The 17,760-nt window shown below is 64.0% G+C and carries 13 protein-coding genes and 4 tRNA genes; 11 read left to right on the top strand and 6 right to left on the bottom strand.

Going from position 1 to position 17,760, the window contains the following annotated elements:
* Positions 1–17: 17 nt before the first annotated feature.
* The 5 genes from lon (at position 18) to HND55_06190 (ending at position 5,066) form a co-directional block, all read left to right on the top strand.
* Positions 18–2,441: an endopeptidase La gene (gene lon / locus HND55_06170; protein ID QKK02272.1), complete on the top strand. Its 2,424-nt coding sequence runs from the start codon at positions 18–20 to the stop codon at positions 2,439–2,441.
* Between the two features lie 197 nt (positions 2,442–2,638).
* Positions 2,639–2,911, top strand: coding sequence for an HU family DNA-binding protein (locus HND55_06175; GenBank protein QKK02273.1), 273 nt, complete (start codon positions 2,639–2,641; stop codon positions 2,909–2,911).
* Positions 2,912–2,925: 14 nt separating this feature from the next.
* Positions 2,926–3,001 (top strand) — tRNA-Val (locus HND55_06180).
* Positions 3,002–3,007: 6 nt separating this feature from the next.
* Positions 3,008–3,084 (top strand) — tRNA-Asp (locus HND55_06185).
* A 74-nt stretch (positions 3,085–3,158) separates the two neighbouring features.
* The gene (locus HND55_06190; protein ID QKK02274.1) at positions 3,159–5,066 is read left to right on the top strand and encodes a hypothetical protein; all 1,908 of its coding nucleotides are present in this window, start codon (positions 3,159–3,161) and stop codon (positions 5,064–5,066) included.
* Between the two features lie 70 nt (positions 5,067–5,136).
* Here HND55_06190 and HND55_06195 read toward each other — a convergent pair whose 3' ends face one another.
* A complete protein-coding gene (locus HND55_06195; protein QKK02275.1) occupies positions 5,137–5,922 on the bottom strand; it encodes an enoyl-ACP reductase in 786 nt (261 codons plus the stop codon).
* A 151-nt stretch (positions 5,923–6,073) separates the two neighbouring features.
* Here HND55_06195 and HND55_06200 point away from each other — a divergent pair, with 151 nt between their 5' ends.
* From HND55_06200 to HND55_06215, 4 genes are read left to right on the top strand one after another with little or no spacing between them, the layout of a single operon-like run.
* A complete protein-coding gene (locus tag HND55_06200; protein QKK02276.1) occupies positions 6,074–6,721 on the top strand; it encodes a TetR/AcrR family transcriptional regulator in 648 nt (215 codons plus the stop codon).
* Positions 6,718–7,791: an efflux RND transporter periplasmic adaptor subunit gene (locus HND55_06205; GenBank protein ID QKK02277.1), complete on the top strand. Its 1,074-nt coding sequence runs from the start codon at positions 6,718–6,720 to the stop codon at positions 7,789–7,791. The genes HND55_06200 and HND55_06205 overlap by 4 nt, the downstream gene beginning before the upstream one ends.
* Positions 7,788–10,868 carry an efflux RND transporter permease subunit gene (locus HND55_06210; GenBank protein ID QKK02278.1) on the top strand — a complete coding sequence of 1,027 codons (3,081 nt, stop codon included), beginning with the start codon at positions 7,788–7,790 and terminating at the stop codon, positions 10,866–10,868. Before HND55_06205 ends, HND55_06210 begins: the two co-directional genes overlap by 4 nt.
* Positions 10,869–10,870: 2 nt before the next feature.
* Complete coding sequence (locus HND55_06215) at positions 10,871–11,413, top strand: NAD(P)H-dependent oxidoreductase (GenBank protein ID QKK02279.1); 543 nt, start codon at positions 10,871–10,873, stop codon at positions 11,411–11,413.
* 743 nt (positions 11,414–12,156) lie between these two features.
* On the opposite strand, the gene HND55_06220 is transcribed toward HND55_06215, so the two are convergent.
* A tRNA-Arg gene (locus HND55_06220) sits at positions 12,157–12,233 on the bottom strand.
* On the bottom strand, positions 12,211–13,389 hold the full coding sequence (locus tag HND55_06225) for a ribonuclease D (GenBank protein QKK02280.1): 1,179 nt from the start codon (positions 13,387–13,389) through the stop codon (positions 12,211–12,213). Before HND55_06225 ends, HND55_06220 begins: the two co-directional genes overlap by 23 nt.
* Positions 13,390–13,573: 184 nt before the next feature.
* Between HND55_06225 and HND55_06230 the strand changes: the two genes are divergently transcribed.
* Together HND55_06230 and HND55_06235 are read left to right on the top strand one after the other, a co-directional pair.
* Entirely contained in the window at positions 13,574–15,358 is a 1,785-nt protein-coding gene (locus HND55_06230) for an SUMF1/EgtB/PvdO family nonheme iron enzyme (protein ID QKK02281.1), read from the top strand.
* 330 nt (positions 15,359–15,688) lie between these two features.
* Positions 15,689–15,961 (top strand): hypothetical protein, encoded by a 273-nt coding sequence (locus tag HND55_06235; protein QKK02282.1) that lies wholly within the window; start codon positions 15,689–15,691, stop codon positions 15,959–15,961.
* Between the two features lie 11 nt (positions 15,962–15,972).
* Here HND55_06235 and HND55_06240 read toward each other — a convergent pair.
* From HND55_06240 to HND55_06250, 3 genes are all read right to left on the bottom strand, one after another.
* Positions 15,973–16,059, bottom strand: a tRNA-Leu gene (locus HND55_06240).
* A 70-nt stretch (positions 16,060–16,129) separates the two neighbouring features.
* Entirely contained in the window at positions 16,130–17,221 is a 1,092-nt protein-coding gene (locus tag HND55_06245) for a homoserine O-acetyltransferase (GenBank protein QKK02283.1), read from the bottom strand.
* Positions 17,222–17,414: 193 nt separating this feature from the next.
* Positions 17,415–17,678, bottom strand: coding sequence for a hypothetical protein (locus HND55_06250; protein ID QKK04020.1), 264 nt, complete (start codon positions 17,676–17,678; stop codon positions 17,415–17,417).
* Between the last annotated feature and the right edge of the window lie 82 nt (positions 17,679–17,760).

Genomic DNA, 17,760 nt, shown 5'->3' on the forward strand with positions numbered 1-17,760 from the left:
GCTGCGCGAGAGGTTGAATGGCCACTTACGAACCCGGTTCCGAACCCGCCGAAGCACGGCAGCCCACGCCGGTGCTGAGCCTGCGCGATGTCGTGGTCTATCCGCACATGGTCATCCCGCTGTTTGTCGGGCGTGACCGCTCCGTGCGCGCGCTCGAGGAGTGCATGAATGTCGACAAGCGTATCCTGCTGATCACGCAGAAGAATCCGGAGGTCGAATCGCCGGCCCCCGACGATCTGTTCGGGTGCGGGACCATGGCCACGATCCTGCAGATGCTGCGTCTGCCCGACGGCACCACCAAGGTGCTGGTCGAGGGGGTCGAGCGGGTACGTGTACTCGAGCTCGACGACAGCCAGGATTACCTGGCGGCACGCTGGCAGCCTCTCGATGCGGCCGAGGAAGACGATCCGCGCGCCCTGGAGGTGACCACGCGCAGCCTGGTCGGGCTGTTCGAGCAGTACGTCAAGCTCAGCCGCAAGGTGCCGCCAGAGCTGCTGACCACGCTGTCGGGCATCGAGGACCCGAGCCGGCTGGCTGACACCATTGCGGCCCACCTGTCGGTACGAATCGAAGACAAGCAGCAGGTTCTGGAGATCGCCTCGGTGCGCAAGCGCATGGAGCATCTCATGGGGCTGATCGAGTCCGAGATCGAAGTGCTCAAGCTCGAAAAGCGGATTCGTGGACGGGTCAAGACCCAAATGGAGAAGAGCCAGCGCGAGTATTACCTCAACGAGCAGATGAAGGCGATCCAGAAGGAGCTTGGCGACCTGGACGAGTCCGGCAACGATCTGGGCGATCTCGAAGCCAAGATCGAAAAATCCGGCATGCCCAAGGAGGCGCTGGAGAAGGCCAGAAGCGAGTTCAACAAGCTCAAGATGATGTCGCCGATGTCAGCCGAGGCCACAGTGGTGCGCAACTACCTGGATTGGATGCTGATGCTGCCGTGGAAAAAACGCAGCAAGATCAGTCATGACATCAAAGCCGCAGAGGAAATTCTCGAAGCCGATCACTATGGCCTGGAGCGGGTCAAGGAGCGCATTCTCGAGTACCTGGCCGTGCAGAAGCGGGTCAAGAAACTCAAGGGGCCGATCCTGTGCCTGGTCGGGCCGCCGGGCGTGGGCAAGACCTCACTGGGCCGCTCGATTGCCCGGGCCACCGGCCGCAAGTTCATCCGGATGAGCCTCGGTGGCGTGCGCGATGAGGCCGAAATCCGCGGCCACCGGCGCACCTATATCGGTTCGATGCCGGGCCGGATCCTGCAGAACCTGGGCAAGGCGGGTACACGCAATCCGCTGTTCATGCTCGACGAGCTTGACAAGATGTCGATGGATTTTCGCGGCGACCCCTCGTCGGCGCTGCTTGAGGTGCTCGATCCCGAGCAGAACAACACCTTCAGTGATCATTACCTGGAGGTCGACTTCGACCTGTCGGAGGTGATGTTCGTGGCCACGGCAAACTCGCTCAACATTCCGCCGCCGCTGCTGGATCGGATGGAAATCATTCGAATTCCCGGCTACACCGAAGACGAAAAGCTCAATATTGCCCGGCGCTACCTGCTTCCCAAGCAGCTCGAGCAGCACGGCCTGGAGGCTGGCGAACTGACGCTGAGCCAGGCGGCGATCATCGATATCATCCGGCACTACACGCGCGAGGCCGGGGTGCGCAACCTGGAGCGCGAGATTGCCAAGATCTGCCGGAAGGTGGTCAAGGAGCTCAGCCTGGACGACGCACTGAACAAACGCCAGGTGACCGTTCAGAACCTGGACAAGTACCTGGGCGTGCGTCGCCATCGCTACGGTCGCGCCGAGGAGCAAAACGAGATCGGGCAGGTCACCGGCCTGGCCTGGACGGAGGTTGGCGGGGAACTGCTGCAGATCGAGGCGGCTGCCGTGCCCGGCAAGGGCAAGCTAACCCAGACCGGCCAGCTGGGCGAAGTCATGCAGGAATCCACCCAGGCGGCACTGTCGGTTGTTCGTTCGCGGGCCCGTGCCCTTGGCATTCCGGAAGACTTCCACCAGAACCGGGACATCCACATTCACGTACCCGAAGGTGCCACGCCCAAGGACGGGCCGAGCGCCGGTATTGCGATGGTCACCGCGCTGGTGTCGGTGTTGACTGGTGTTCCGGTCCGGGCCGACGTGGCCATGACCGGTGAAATCACGCTGCGCGGCAAGGTGCTGCCGATCGGCGGGCTCAAGGAAAAACTGCTGGCCGCGCTGCGCGGCGGGATTCGCCTGGTACTGATTCCCGAAGAGAACGAGAAGGATCTCGTCGAGATTCCCCAGCGCATCAAGAAAGACCTCGACATTCGGCCGGTCACCTGGATCGATGAGGTGCTGGACCTGGCGCTGGTCCAGTCGCCGCAAAGCGATGTGGCGGTGGATGTAGAATCGCCGGCCGGCAATCAGAAAACCAGTGAATCGGGCGTGCGCGCGCACTGAGCGGGCCGAAAAATCGGAAAAAAGGGCGCCAGCGCTTTATTTAAGGGGCGTTTCCTATTGATGGGGGGCGGTCCCTGATATACCATCGATGGTCAACAGACGGTTGGTTGCTGCCCCGGGGGATTCGGACTTGCAGGCACAGGGGGAACTGGCCGCTGCCACCCACAATCGCAGATGAATTTCGGAGCGAAATAAACATGAATAAATCTGAACTGGTTGATAGCATTGCCAACAACGCAGGCCTGTCGAAAGCTGATGCCCAGCGCGCCCTGGACGCCACCATCGAATCGATCACCAAGGCACTGAAGAAAAACGACACCGTTTCCCTGGTCGGTTTTGGCACCTTCTCGGTCAAGAACCGCGCTGCACGTACCGGCCGTAACCCGGCGACCGGCGAAGCGATCAAGATCAAGGCCTCGAAGACGCCTTCATTCAAGGCTGGCAAAGGTTTCAAAGACGCGATAAAATAGCGGGCTTGTGCCCGGGGTGCTTAGCTCAGCTGGGAGAGCATCGCCCTTACAAGGCGAGGGTCGGAGGTTCGAGCCCTCCAGCACCCACCAGGATACGGAGTGGTAGTTCAGTTGGTTAGAATACCGGCCTGTCACGCCGGGGGTCGCGGGTTCGAGTCCCGTCCACTCCGCCACTGATACACGGGGCGCCTTTCGGCGCCCTGTTTGTTTCTGACCAACGATTACAGACCGGGGTTGACCGAACATCATGCTTCAGGCCATTCGCGAGCGCGTTACCGGAATCGTAGCCATTTTTGTGCTGGGGCTACTGGCCGTACCTTTCCTGTTCTTCGGCCTCGAGAGCTACATGCAGGCAGTGCCGCAGGACGCCGTGGCCGTTGTCGGTGACGAGGAAATCAGCACGTCGGAGTTCCAGACCAGCTTTGCGCGCTACCGCGCGCAGCTTCGCCAGCGTCTGGGCGACCAGTACAACGACGTGGCGGCCAATCAGCCGGCTGCACGCCGGGAACATCTGGAAAGCATGATCGATCAACTGCTGTTGCGCCAGCACGCCCGCGACCTGGGCATGCGCATCTCAGATCGTGCGATTGCTGATATCCTGGCCGATATCGAGGCCTTTCAGATCGATGGCCAGTTCAATGCAGACGCCTATCGCCAGGCCCTCGGTGCGATCGGCGAGACGCCCCGCAGTTTCGAGCTCGATCTGCGCGATGACCTGCTCACCCAGCTCCTGCCGATGGCGCTGACTGATACGGCTATCGTGACCGAAACGGAAGTCGACCGGCTCATCAGCCTGCAGCAACAAAAGCGCAGCGCCACCCTGGTTGAGGTCTCCGCCGAGCCATTTCGTAGTGAAATCGAAATCGGGCAAGAGGATATTGCCGAGTACTACCAGGGCCATCTTGATTCGTTTACCAGCGAGGAACGTGTCCGCCTGGGCTATGTCTCGCTCCAGGCAGACGAACTGCTTGAGGATGCCACGCTTGGCGAGGAAGAGCTGCGTCAGCGTTATGAGGCCGCGCGGCAGCGTTACCTGACGCCCGAGGCACGTCGCGCGTCGCATATTTTGCTCGCGGCCGGTGACGAGCGCAGCGCGGAGGAGGCGCGGGCGCTGGCTGACGCACTGCGCGAGCGCGTGCGCGAAGGCGAGTCGTTTGCCGATCTGGCCGCCGAGTATTCCGATGATTTCGTGTCGGCCGAAGACGGTGGTGCACTGGGCTGGATCGAACCGGACGACATGGTCGAGCCGTTCGAGGACGCCCTTTATGCGCTCGAGGAGCCCGGTGCGATCAGTGAACCGGTCGAGACGCGCTTTGGCTGGCATCTGATTCGCCTCGAAGAGATTCGGCCGCCGCAGGGAATGAGCTTCGAGGAAGCGCGCCCGGAGATTCTGCAGGAATACCTGGAGCGGCAGCGCGACGAGCTGTTCATCGAAATGTCCGAGCGCATGGTCGATCTGGTCTACGCTGATGACACCAGTCTGGAACCCCTGGCCGAAGCGCTTGGTCTTGAGATCCGCGAGACCGACTGGCTGACGCGAGCCGGCCATGAACAGGGTGTGGCGTCGCATATGGAAGTGGTCGAGGCGGCGTTTTCAGATCTGGTGTTGCTGGATGGTGCCGTTTCCGATCCGATCGACATCGACCGCAACCACATGGTGGCTATCAAGGTCATCGAGCACGAACCGGCCGAGCCCCGGCCGCTCGAGGAGGTCAGCGACAGCATTCGCGAGCGCCTGTTGGCCGAACGTGCCTCCCAGGCCGCAAAGGCGCAGGCAGAGACTCTGCTCGAACGGCTCAGCGCCGGCGAGTTTGAAGGGCTCGAGGCCCTGGCCGAGGCCGAGAGTCTGGAGCTCATCGAGCTTGACGCGGTCGGCCGCAATGCGTTCGAGCACGGCCCTCAGTTCATCCAGGCGCTGTTCCGGCTGCCGGATCCGGGTGAGGCTCCGACGCTGCACGTGCTCGAAAAGCAGGATGGCTACGCGCTGGTCCGGCTGGAGGCCGTGCAGCCGGGCAACCCGGCCGAAGCCAGCGATTCCGAGCGCGATCTGGTGCGCCGCCAGATCCAGTTCGGCCGGGCTACCTATGAGCGCACGGGACTGCTGGACTGGCTGCGCGACAACACCGAAATCAGCGTGATCGAAGATCGACTCTGAGCGTCAGGGACTGGCAATTTCGGGCCGCAGGTGGCGGCTCGGGCGCGGTTGAAGCCGCCGTGACAAGGGCTCAGTCCAGTCCAGCCATGCCGACGATGTTGTAGCCACAGTCGACGTAGGTCATCTCGCCGGTGATGCCGGCAGCCAGATCAGAGCACAGGAAGGCGGCAGCGTTGCCGACATCCTCGGTCGTGACGTTGCGCCTCAATGGCGCGGTTTGCTGGACGTGATCGAGCATGGCGCGCAGTTTCGACACACCCGATGCCGCCAGGGTCTTGATCGGTCCGGCCGAAATGCCGTTGACGCGAATGCCGTCGCTGCCCAGTCCATGGGCGAGGTAGCGCACCGAGGCTTCCAGCGAGGCTTTTGCCAGGCCCATGACGTTGTAGCTGGGCATGGCGCGAACCGCGCCCAGATAACTCAGAGTGAGCATGGCGGCCCTGCGGTCCTTCATCAGGTGGCGGCCGGCGCGGGCAAGTGCCGGGAAGCTGTAGGCTGAAATGTCGTGAGCTACCCGGAATCCCTCGCGGTCGATGACGTCGGCGAATTCGCCTTCGAGCTGTTCGCGTGGCGCGAAGCCGACAGCATGCACGATGATATCGAGTCCACCCCAATGCTGCCCGATCGCGGCAAAGACCTCGTCGATCTGTTCGTCGCTGGCGACATCCAGCGGCAGTACCAGCTCTGAGCCCGTCTGGTCGGCGATTTTCCGGACGCGCGACAGCAGCTTGTCGTTCTGGTAGGTAAAAGTCAGCTCCGCACCTTCGCGGTGCATGGCTTCGGCGATGCCCCAGGCGATGGAGCGGGGGCTGGCGACGCCGACGATCAAGGCTTTCTTGCCTTCGAGCATGCCCATGATTCGAGTGTCCTCTGATCGTTGTTCAAGAAACCCCGCTGATTGTAACGGTCCGCTTCGGGTCTGTCGCCTGTCGTTCACTCAGGCGTGATAAACTGCACCAACCGACCGGTCGGTCGGCAATGATCAACCTGCGGAGCGCCTGAAACCGATGTCTGCCAGTGAAAACCCTGCCAGCGTGCCCGCCTCCGGGCGGGATCGACTGCTCGAAGCGGCCGCGGCCGAGTTTGCCGAAAGCGGCTACGCGGGCAGCTCGATCGCGGTCATTGCCGCGCGTGCCTGCGTGAGCAAATCCACGGTGTTTCATCATTTTGCCTCCAAAGAAGAGCTCTACATCGCGGTGATCGGCAATGCCGTGGACGACTTCGGCCAGCGCATCGACCAGGCCCTGACCGAGGAGCCCACTGGCCAGTCGGCGCTGAAGCGCTTCCAGCTTGAGCACCTCAAGCACCTCGAGAATCACCGCCAGGTGGCTCGTCTGATCCTGCGCGAGCTACAGGACCCGGCGCTGGAAGGGCGCAAGCCGCTGATCATGGAGCTGCTTTCGAGAAATTTCGCGCGCCTGGTCCGCCACCTGGAGCAGCAGCAGGGCGGTGGCAGGCTTAGAGCCGATATCGACTGTCAGGTCGCGGCACTGATCATGTTCGCGGCCAACGCCTTTTATTTTCAGCACGCCGATGACCTGGCCCAGCTGCCCGAGCAGGGTTTCCGCGGCGATGGCCGGGCGTTTTCCAGTGCCGTGATCGATATTCTCTACAACGGCCTCGCGCCAAACGCCCCCGACGGAGATAACGCATGAACTTGAGACTGCCCATTGTCCTGCTGCTCGCCCTGTTCCTGGCGGCCTGCAGTGAATCCGAACAATCATCGTCGAGCGAGCGTGCGACGCCGATCACGGCCACCGCGGCCACGGAGCGCCAGGTCGAGCGCATCGAACGTGCCATCGGGCGCCTGCGTGCCAACACTGCTCCGGCAGTGGCGGCTGAAACCGGCGGTCGGATCATTGCCATTCATGCCGATGCCGGCGATAGCGTCGCGGCCGGCGACCCGCTCGCCGAGATCGATGCCCAGGTTCAGCGCATTGCTGCCAGCGTTGCGCGGGCGGAAATTCGCCGCCTCGAGGCCATGCTGGACAATGAACGCCGGCGCGTGCGCCGCCTCAGCGACCTGGCCGAACAGCAGTCGGTGGCCCAGGACCAGCTCGACGAGGCCCGCACCGGCGTCGAATCGCTCGAAGCCCAGCTCGAATCCGCCCGCTCGCGTCTGGAAGACGCCGAATACAACCTGCAGCGCACGCAGATCACCAGCCCGGTCAACGGCAGTGTCCAGGCACGCCTGATCAGCGAGGGCGATTTCGTCAGCCCCGGCGTCAGGGTCTTCGAGCTGGTTTCGTCCGCTGCGCTGCAGGCCTTCGTGCCGCTGCCCGAGCATCTCCAGGACCAGGTCGGGCTTGGCCAGCCGGTGCGGCTGTGGGTTCCGGCCCAACCGGACAACAAGGTCATGGCCACGGTTACGGATCTGCGTCCGGCGGTCGGCGAAGGCTCGCGCGCAATCGAACTGATCGTCGATATCGACAACCCGGGCAGCTGGCGTCCCGGCGGTTCTGTGACCGCCGATGTCATCCTGGAGCAGCACGAAGGTGTGGTCGTGCCGCCGACCAGCGTCGTGCACCGTCCGTCCGGTCAGGTGGTCTACGTGCTCGACGGCGAGCGCGTCATTGAGCGATCAGTGAGCGTCGGACTGCGCGGTGATGGCTGGATGGAAATCGTCGAGGGTATCGAGGGCGGCGAGCGGGTGGCGGTCGACGGCGCCGGTTTCCTGACCGACGGCGCGAAAGTGACCGTGCAGTCGGACGGTGAATCGTCATGACCCTGCCGGAGCTATCGATTCGCCGGCATGTGCTGGCCTACATGATCTCGGCGGTGATGGTGCTGTTCGGCCTGATCGGCTTCCGCGACATTGGCGTCGACCGTTTTCCCGAAATCGAGTTTCCGCTGGTCTCGGTGACGACCGTGCTGCCCGGCGCCAGCCCTGAAATCGTCGACTCAAGCATCACCAACATCATCGAGAGTTCGGTCAACAGCGTGCCCGGCATCGATTTCATCCAGTCGAACTCCGCGCCCGGCGTTTCCCAGGTGCTGGTGACCTTCAATCTGGCCAAGGACATCGACGTGGCCTTCAACGAGGTCCAGGCCAAAGTCAACCAGGTGCTGCGCGAGCTACCCGACGATGCCGATCCGCCGGTCGTGGCCAAGGTCGAGGCCGGCGCCAGCGCCATCATGTGGATCGCGCTGCAGGGGGATCGCACCCTGCAGCAGCTCAACCAGTACGCCAATAACACCATCCGCAAGCGCCTCGAGACCATTGACGGTGTCGGCGAGGTGCAGATCGGCGGCCGGCGCGCCCGTACCATTCGGGTCGAGATCGATCTCGACCGGATGGCGGCGCTGGGCGTGACCGCCCAGGACGTGCGCACGGCCTTCGCCACCGAGCACGTGCAGTTTCCGGGCGGCTTCCTGGTCTCGGGCGAGACCGAGTCGCTGGTCAAGCTCGACCTCGAGTACCACTCGCCGCTTGCGCTCGAGGACATGGTTGTGCGCCACGTCAATGGTGCGCCGATACAGCTGTCCGACTTCGCCGAGGTTGTTGACGGCCTGGCCGATTACCGTTCCATTGCCCGGTTCATGGGCGACCCGACGGTCGGGCTGGGCATCGTCAAGATCGCCGGCACCAACACGGTGGCCATCGTCGAGGAGGTCAAGCGGCGACTCGACGAGGAGATCATCCCGCAGCTGCCGCCGGGCATGACGATCAAGATCGCCTCCGATGACTCGGAGCTGATCAAGGAAATTGTCCAGGCGCTGGAGGAGCATTTGCTTGAAGGCACGCTGCTGGCCGCCCTGGTGGTTCTGTTCTTCCTGCGAACCTGGCGCGGCACGATCATCATCGCCCTGGCCATTCCGGTTTCGCTGCTGGCCGCCGTGGCCGCCATCTATATGCTCGGCTACACATTCAACACCATGACCCTGCTTGGGCTGCTGTTGCTGATCGGGGTGGTCGTCGACGACGCCATCGTCGTGCTCGAGAACATCTATCGCTTCCGCGAAGAGGTCACCCCCGACCCCATCGAGGCGGCAATCGGCGGCTCCAACCAGGTCTTTTTCGCCATCATCGCCACGACGCTCACGCTGGTGTCGATCTTCGCCTCGGTGATCTTTCTGGGCGGCATCATTGGTCGCTTCTTCGAGTCCTTTGCCGTGACCGTTACCGTCGGCGTGCTGGCCTCGGCCGTGGTCGCCCTGACGCTCACGCCCATGCTCAGCTCCCGCTTTTTGCGCGTGCGCCGGGCCGGCGAGGCGCACGGGCGCGTCTATCACGCCTTCGATCGGCTCTTCGAGGGCATGAACGATTTCTATCACCGGGTGCTCGACTGGACGCTCGGCCACCGCTGGGGCGTGCTCGGCATTGCCGGCCTGATCGTGCTCAGTTCCGGCTACTTCCTGGTCGACATCGACAAGGAATTTGTCCCTGAGGAAGACGAGGGCCGTTTCGTGGTGTCGTTTCGGGCACCGCTGGGCACGGGGATCGAGGCGACCAATGACTACCTGCGCCAGATCGAGGCGGTGCTCGGCTCGCACGAGGAGATCCGCACCTACTTCACCGCCATCGGCCTGGGTTCGGCCGGCGAGGTCAATCGCGGCATCGCCTTCGTGCGCATGGTCGAGCGCGACAAGCGCGACCTCTCCCAGCAGGTCTTTCTCGACCGCATCCGCGGTGAGCTGGCCGGTATTCCCGGCGTACTGGCTTTCGCCGCGCCGCCGTCGATCGTCGGAGGCCAGCGCGGCGACCCGCTGCAGTTCGTCGTCACCGGCCCGGATCTCGAGCGCGTCGCCGGCCTGGCCGAAGACATGCGCGCACGGCTGGAGGAGGTCGACGGCATGGGCCGCCTGGACCTGGACCTTCAGCTTAACCTGCCACAGCTCGATATCGAGGTCGACCGGGTGCGCGTTGCCGAGGCCGGGCTGAGCTCGGCCGACGTCGCCTTTGCCGTCAATATGCTCGTCGGCGGCGTGGATATCGCCCGCTACAACGATGAGCCGGGCGACGGCGAACGCTACGATATCCGGGTCAAGGCCGCAGACGGTCAGATCACGCGGCCGGCCGGCCTCAATCGCATCTACCTGCGCTCGAACTCGGGCGAGCTCGTGCGTTTCGACGCCCTGGCCACGGCCGTCGAAACCGTCGGCCCTGCGGTGATCACGCGCTTTGATCTCAAATACTCGGCGAACTTCTTCGGCAACCCCGAGATACCCCTGGGCGAGGCGGTCGACGCCATTGACCGGGCCGCCACCGACATTTTGCCGCTGGGCTATACCGTGGCCTACAAGGCGCAGGCACGGGAGTTCCAGCAAACGGTACAGTCGGTGCTTTTCGCCTTCGTGCTGGCGATCATCCTGGTCTTCATCGTGCTGGCCAGCCAGTTCAACTCATTCATTCAGCCGCTGGTCGTGATGACCGCGCAGCCGCTGGCGGTCATCGGAGGCATTCTGCTGCTGTGGCTGACCGGCCATTCACTCAATATCTACTCGATGATTGGCATGGTGCTACTCGTGGGCCTGGTGGCGAAGAACTCGATTCTTCTGGTGGACCTGACCAACCAGTTCCGCGAGCAGGGTCAGGACGTCGACGAGGCCCTCCGGAACGCCTGCCCGATCCGGCTGCGCCCGGTGCTGATGACCTCGTTGACGGTCATCCTGGCGCTGACGCCGCCGGCGCTCGGGCTTGGCGCCGGAGCCGATACCAACGGGCCGCTGGCCGTGGCCGTCATCGGTGGCATGCTCAGCTCGACACTGCTCACCCTGGTGGTCGTGCCGGCAGCCTACTCACTGATCGAGCGCCGCTTCGGCCACGCCCGAACCCTGGAAGCGACGACAACGGAGAACTGAAAATGCGCTTGATCATCGTCTCGGGCAGCCTGCGGGCCGCCTCCTACAACACCCGGCTGGCCCGGCTGCTGGCCGGCGTGGCCGGCGAAGGCGTGAAAGCGGAAGCCGTCACCCTGCACGGCATCCCGCTCTACAACGGCGATGACGAGGCCGCCAGCGGCATTCCCGAGGCGGTCGAGAGCCTGCGCGGGAAAATCAAGGCCGCTGACGGCCTGGTGCTGGTCACGCCCGAGTACAACGCCGGCATGCCCGGCGTGTTCAAAAACGCGCTCGACTGGCTCACGCGCCCGGGCTCGGAAATGAAGCCCACCTTCGGCGGTCGGCCGACGGCCCTGGCCGGCGCAACGCCGGGCGCCTGGGGCACGGCTTTTGCCCAGGCCGGTGCGCTGATCAACCTGCGCCAGCTCGGCTGTCACCTGTTCCCGGACTACCTGCGCATCTCGAACGCCGGTGATCGTTTCAACGGCGATGCCGCCGATGACCAGCTCGTCGAGCAGGCCGCGGGGTGGCTGCAGGGTTTTGTCGGCTTTGCCGGCGGTGCGTGATCGAGGCCGCGTACCGTTACGTCGGTGCCTCGGTGTATCCCGGGTCCAAACCTCGTCCGTCGGGGACGCGGCCCCGATCTACCCGACGGTTTCGCGTTCGGACCGTTCGTTATGGCGCGTACCGGATTTGTAGGTCGCGGTCACATCCGCCACGGGTTTGGCGGAAATTCCTGACGGTTTCGCGTTCGGACCGTTCGTTGTGGCGCGTACCGGATTTGTAGGTCGCGGTCACATCCGCGACGGACGACATCGCGTCAACCACCACACGGATCTCATGCGTGCCCCGCGCTCAGAAGGGTTGGGGGTTGTCCCGCCACGTGTACCGATTCCGGACCTCGTCCGTCGGGGACGCGGCCCCGACCTACCCGACGGTTTCGCGTTCGGACCGTTCGTTGTGGCGCGTACCGGATTTGTAGGTCGCGGTCACATCCGCCACGGGTTTGGCGGAAATTCCTGACGGTTTCGCGTTCGAACCGTTCGTTGTGGCGCGTACCGGATTTGTAGGTCGCGGTCACATCCGCGACGGACGACATCGCGTCAACCACCACACGGATCTCATGCATGCCCCGCGCTCAGAAGGGTTGGGGGCTGTCCCGCCACGTGTACCGATTCCGGACCTCGCCCGTCGGGGACGCGGCCCCGACCTACCCGACGGTTTCGCGTTCGAACCGTTCGTTGTGGCGCGTGCCATTCATACGGCTGAATGCGTGAACGGACGCACCGGCGCACCGGTCCACCGAAAATGGCGCCCCGGACAGGAGTCGAACCTGTGACCTGCCGCTTAGGAGGCGGCTGCTCTATCCTGCTGAGCTACCGGGGCATGAGGCCGTGTGAATGGTACCAGAAGGCAGGCGATCGGCAAGCACAGCGCCGCGCCAGCCGGCAAGCCAGGCCGGGCGTTCACCGCGAACCAGGCGGGTCAGTTCCTTCTTGCTGGCAATCAGGGCCGGGTCGACATCCAGCTCGCCTGCCAGGTCCCGCACTGCCTGCTGGGCGGCGCTGACGAGTTGGCGCTGTTCAGCGTTCAGGGCGGTCATCGCGACCGGTCGTTCGAAGTCGTCGGGCTTGACCGACGCCAGACATTGCCGCAGCGCCTCACCATGACGCTGGCGCAGCTTGTCGGGCAGCGCCCGAATGGCCGCTGTGGCACGGCCGGCGCGCGCGGCCTCGGCCAGCTCGATCAGATGCTCGTCGCTGATCACGAAGCGCCGGGGCAGATCGTGCTCGATTGCGGCTGACTCCCGCCATTGCGCCAGGGCGTCCAGCCAGGCCAGCGTCCCGGTGTCGAGCCGCCCGGCGCCGCGCACTCGCTCCAGCGGTGAAACCGTGCCGGCGCTGCGTGCATCGTCAACCAGACGCTGGCAGTCTTCTTCCAGCCAGCCGAGCCGGTCTCGCCGTTCAAGCTCGGCTGTCAGGTGCTGGTGCAGGCGGGGCAGCCAGACCACGTCTTCAGCCGCATAGCGCAGCAGTCGCTCGGGCAATGGCCGCTTGCACCAGTTACTGCGTGCCTGTCCGCCGGCGAGCTTGACGTCGAAACATTCTGCCACCAGGTGTTCGTAGCGACACTGCAGCGGCATGCCCAGCATGGCAGCGGCGATCTGGGTATCGAACAGCGGCTCCGGCCACTGGCCGCTGACCCGGTGCAGAACGTCCAGATCCTCACCAACGCTGTGCAGTATCTTGGTGCATTGCCGGTTGGATAACAGATCGGCCAGCGCCGGCATGTTCGGCAGCGCGACTGCGTCAAGCAGCCACGCGCTGCCGCCGTCGCTGAGCTGGATCAGGCCGGGCCGGGCGAAAAACGTGCGCTCACGCACGAACTCGGTGTCGACGCCGACAACAGCCCGGTCGCGCCAGGCGCCGGCGGCCGACTGCAGCCCCTGGAGTGAGTCGACGAGGGCTGCGGCCTCGACAGTGGCGGTTGATTCGGCCGCTGAATGCGGGGGCGGAGCGGTTGATAATGAGGATCTGGGCATGAAATGGTGTTGTCATTTGGGAGTTGTCGCCAGCGCCATGATCGGCTATTTTCTCATACTCAATAATTGTGTCCGGTTTGCCTGAATCGGTTTTCTGGCTGAGCGGTCGCCCAATTCGAACAACCAGCGACAAGCAATCGAGGTTTTGATGAAGTATCTACTGCTAGGCACAAGCATCGTTCTCATGTCGGTTGGCATAGCTGCCCACGCACAGGATGCGGAGGGGGAAGTCGAATCCGCGGCGCAGGAGGAAGCAGCCGAAGACGAAAATCGGCGCGTTCGCCGGCTCAGTGACGTGGTGGGCGAAGGCGCAGAAGAGTTCTCACTGGGCGTACTCGACCTCGAGGTCCCGGATGAGCCGGTTGAGGACCTGCCGGACGTCAGTCTGCCCGATCCCGAACAGGACGCGCGCCTTCAGTCCCTTTTGACCACGCGTGCCTTTGTGCCCGATGATCCCGACGTCCAGCAGGCCTTGAGCGATCTGCTCGACGAGGTCGAAGCCAATGCTCGCGAGGCGCTGGCTGCAGGAGATCTGGAAACGGCTCGGCAGCTGGCCGGCGTTCTGGAGGAGATCGCGCCGGAGCGTGAAGTGATCGCCCAGGTCCAGGCTGAAATCGACAGTCGCCAGCGCGTGCAGTCGCTGCAGGCCGCGGCCCGGGCCGCGCTCGATGCCGGCCGCCTGACGGCGCCGCCCGGAGACAATGCCGCGGAGCTGTTCGCCGAACTGCTTCAGGCCGAACCCGGTAATCAGGCGGCGCAGTCGGGCCTGGTCGAAACCCACCAGGCACTGCTGGCCAGCGCCATTGAGCGGGCCCGGGAACTGGATTTCGAGGGGGCCGAAGAGCGTATAGAGGAAGCCGAGGCCGTACACAGCGCGCCCGAGGCCATCGAGGAGACCCGCGCCAGCATCGCCGAATTCCGCCAGCGCTATGTGGAAACGCTGCGCGATGAGGCGATCAGCGCCATTGACGCCGGAGAACTCGATGCGGCCGAGGAGCGCATCACCCAGCTGGTTGCGCTCGGAGATGATCGTAGCCGGATCGAAGCGCTGCGGAGATCGCTGGAGGATGCGCGCTTGTATGGCCGATTCGAGCCCGGCCAGGTGTTTGCCGACGGCATTGATCGGTTCGATCGCGACGGACCGGACATGGTGGTGATACCGGCCGGCAGCTTCATGATGGGGTCCCCCGACAACGAGGATGACCGCATGAGCAATGAAGGGCCGCGCCACCGGGTGACCTTCGAGCGTGGATTCGCGCTGGCGCAAACCGAGATCACGGTCGGGGAGTTTGCGATGTTCGTAGACGATACCGGTTACCGTACCGACGCCGAACGCTCCGGTGGCTCGCGCGTTTACGACGTCAGCACCGGCCGCATGGATCGGGAAAACCGCATCAACTGGCGACACGACTACGCCGGCAATCGGGCCGACGAGAACATGCCGGTGCTGCATGTTTCCTGGAATGATGCCAGCGCTTACGCAGCCTGGCTGGCACAGCAGACCGGACGTAATTATCGGCTGCCCTCGGAAGCGGAGTTCGAGTACGCGCTGCGTGCCGGCAGCCAGACGCCCTACTGGTGGGGTGACCGTGCCCCGGACAGTCCGCTCGAGAACGTCACCGGTGATGACGATATCTCGCCGAGCAACGCCCGCTGGAACGTGGCCTTTAGCCGCTACGGTGATGGGTTTTGGGGCCCGGCGCCGGTCGGCAGCCTGCAGCCCAACCCGTTTGGTCTCTACGACATGGGTGGAAACGTCATGGAATGGGTCGAGGACTGCTGGCACGACAGCTACGTGCGTGCCCCCGAAGACGGCTCGGCCTGGGTCAACCCCGGCTGCGAGCGACGGGTGATCAGGGGTGCGTCCTGGTCGAGCACGCCGGCCATGTCACGTTCGGCATTCCGCATTTCGAGCTCGTCGAACAGCACGGACATGCGTGTCGGCTTCCGCGTGGCGCGCGACCTGTAGTCCGCCGTATTCACCACCCGCGCTACTGCGACGGCGCCAGAGCACGCATCTGCGCCGTTTCGCTCGGTCGCGCATCCTCACCGTACAGGTGAGTACGTTTCCGGAGCGCTCGGTCGCGAAACGCCCCATCTACACGTCCTGGCGACGTCTCGCGACGTGCGGGTGGTGAATAAGGCGGGGTAAGGGTTTTCGCGCCGGACGGGATACCAATCGGGCCGGGTCCCCGGTCCGGTGTCCAGCCGGGCGGTTCCGGCTGCCCCTGTCGTTCAGTTTCCAGTCAGCGCTGCGTGATAGCCTGATCGCCTGATCGCGTCACTGGAGCTCAAGCCTGTGCGAACCATCGTTTTCGTGGCGGCAATGATTTTCGGCCTGACTGTCGAGGCCTCATGCAATCTGTCTTCGGCCCGTCTGTCAGCCGGGCTGGTCAAGGTGGGCGACTCCGACCGCCGCGTGATTCAGTCCGAGCCGGATCGCGTGGTGCAGCTCGAAACCAGGGCGGGTGGTGCCGCAGGAATCCGCTACGACTTTTACCGGCGCGGCCAGACCCTGCAGATCCATGTGCGGGGCGGACGAATCACCCGGGTTTGCCGGGTGAGGGAATGATCGAGCGGTGGTGGTGCCGGGGGCGGGAATCGAACCCGCACTCTGTTGCCAGAACCGGATTTTGAGTCCGGCGCGTCTACCAGTTCCGCCACCCCGGCGGGCAGGCGCCTATTGTCCGTATCGTCGCCTTGGAAGTAAAGACCCGCAGCGCCGTCCGACCGTGGCCTGTCAGCCCGCTTCCAGCCAGCGGCGGATCGGCTTGCCGAAGGTGTCGATGTCGACCAGAAAGGCGTCATGCCCCTGCACGGACTGCAGGGCATGGTATGTCACGTCGCTGTCGCTGCCATCCAGGGCCGCCGCCAGTTCTTTTTGCTGATAAAGCGGAAACAGAATGTCGGTCCTGACTCCGAGCACCAGCGCGCGACCGGCAAAGCTCTGCCTGAACATCTCTTTCAAGGTGCCGCCGGCATCGCAGGCGTCGAACATGTCCATGGCGCGTGACAGGTACAGATAGCAGCAGGGATCGAACTGGCCGACAAACTTGCGGGCATGGGTTTCAAGATAGGATTCCACCGCAAAGCGCATCCCGAACAGGGTCGGCGGGAAGTAGTCCTGGGTCTGACGGCCGAAGCGCTGCTGCCACTCGGTTGCCGAGCGATAGGAAATCATGCCCAGTTTGCGCGCCAGGCGCATGCCGACCTCCGGCCAGGCGTCGTCGGTGTAGTGGCCGTCGCGGAAGTTGCGGTCGGTCACAATGGCCTCGCGCTGAAGTGAGCGGATCGCAATGGCCATCGGTGTGGCCGAGCAGGCCGTCGAGATCAGGGCCACACGGTCGGTGGTCATGGGAAACAGCTTGAGCCAGGCCATTGTTGTCAGCCCGCCCATTGACGGGCCGATGATGGCATGCAGGTGACGGATGCCAAGCGCGTCCACAACCAGTCGGGTTGAGCGCGCGATATCTTCGATGGCCAGTTCCGGAAAAGTGAGTCGCCAGGGCTCGCCGCTAGCCGGGTTGATGCTGGCCGGCCCGGTCGAGCCCATGCATGAACCCAGGGAGTTGACGCACAGCACGAACAAGCGCCTGGTATCGATCGGTTTATCCGGCCCGATCATGTCTTCCCACCAGCCCGGTTTCGGGTCCTGGCTGGAGGAAGCCGCGTGGGCGCCTGGCGACAGGCCGGTAAAGATCAGTACCGCATTGCTGGCTTGCGCATTGAGCTCACCCCATGATTCCCAGGCCAGACGCAGACCGGGCAACTGGCCTCCGCGATAAAGCGTGAACGGCTTGTCGTGGTCGAAGTAGTGGGTCGCCGGGCCCATAGCCTTAGCCTTGGAATCAGAAGAGGGCGCTTTTCATCACCAGCCGGTGATGTGGCCATGATAGCGTCTTGTGCCATTCGAGTGGAATTCACGTCGATGGGTATTCGTATCGGCCTGACTTGCGGCGCCCAGCCTTCAGGCAGCGTGCGCGGTGGATCAGGCAACAGGCCGAGCGGCTGCAGTCGGGTCGCGACTACAGGGGATCGGTGAACTGGGCCAGGGCAATACCGCGATCGGGCAGCAGCACCGGGATGTCATCTTCGATAGCGTAGATGACCTTGTCGTCGCGGGTGATCAGCGCCGCTGAAACGGGCTCGGTGACGCTGCTGTGGTCGACGTAGACCACGCCGCCATCCCGGATGCGCTGGTTGAGCGTCTTGAGGCGCGATTTCTCCAGCGGGCGCAGCGGCTGGTGGCTGACCGGGCAGCACAGAATGTCGAGCAGGTGTGATGGCAGGTTCATGCATCGGATTGTAGCGCGAACCGCGCCTTCATTTACTCCGGATTGAGGCGCTGCTAGTATGCAGGGTTTTCCACTT

This window comes from Pseudomonadota bacterium (assembly GCA_013285445.1).
Classification (GTDB): domain Bacteria; phylum Pseudomonadota; class Gammaproteobacteria; order Xanthomonadales; family Wenzhouxiangellaceae; genus Wenzhouxiangella.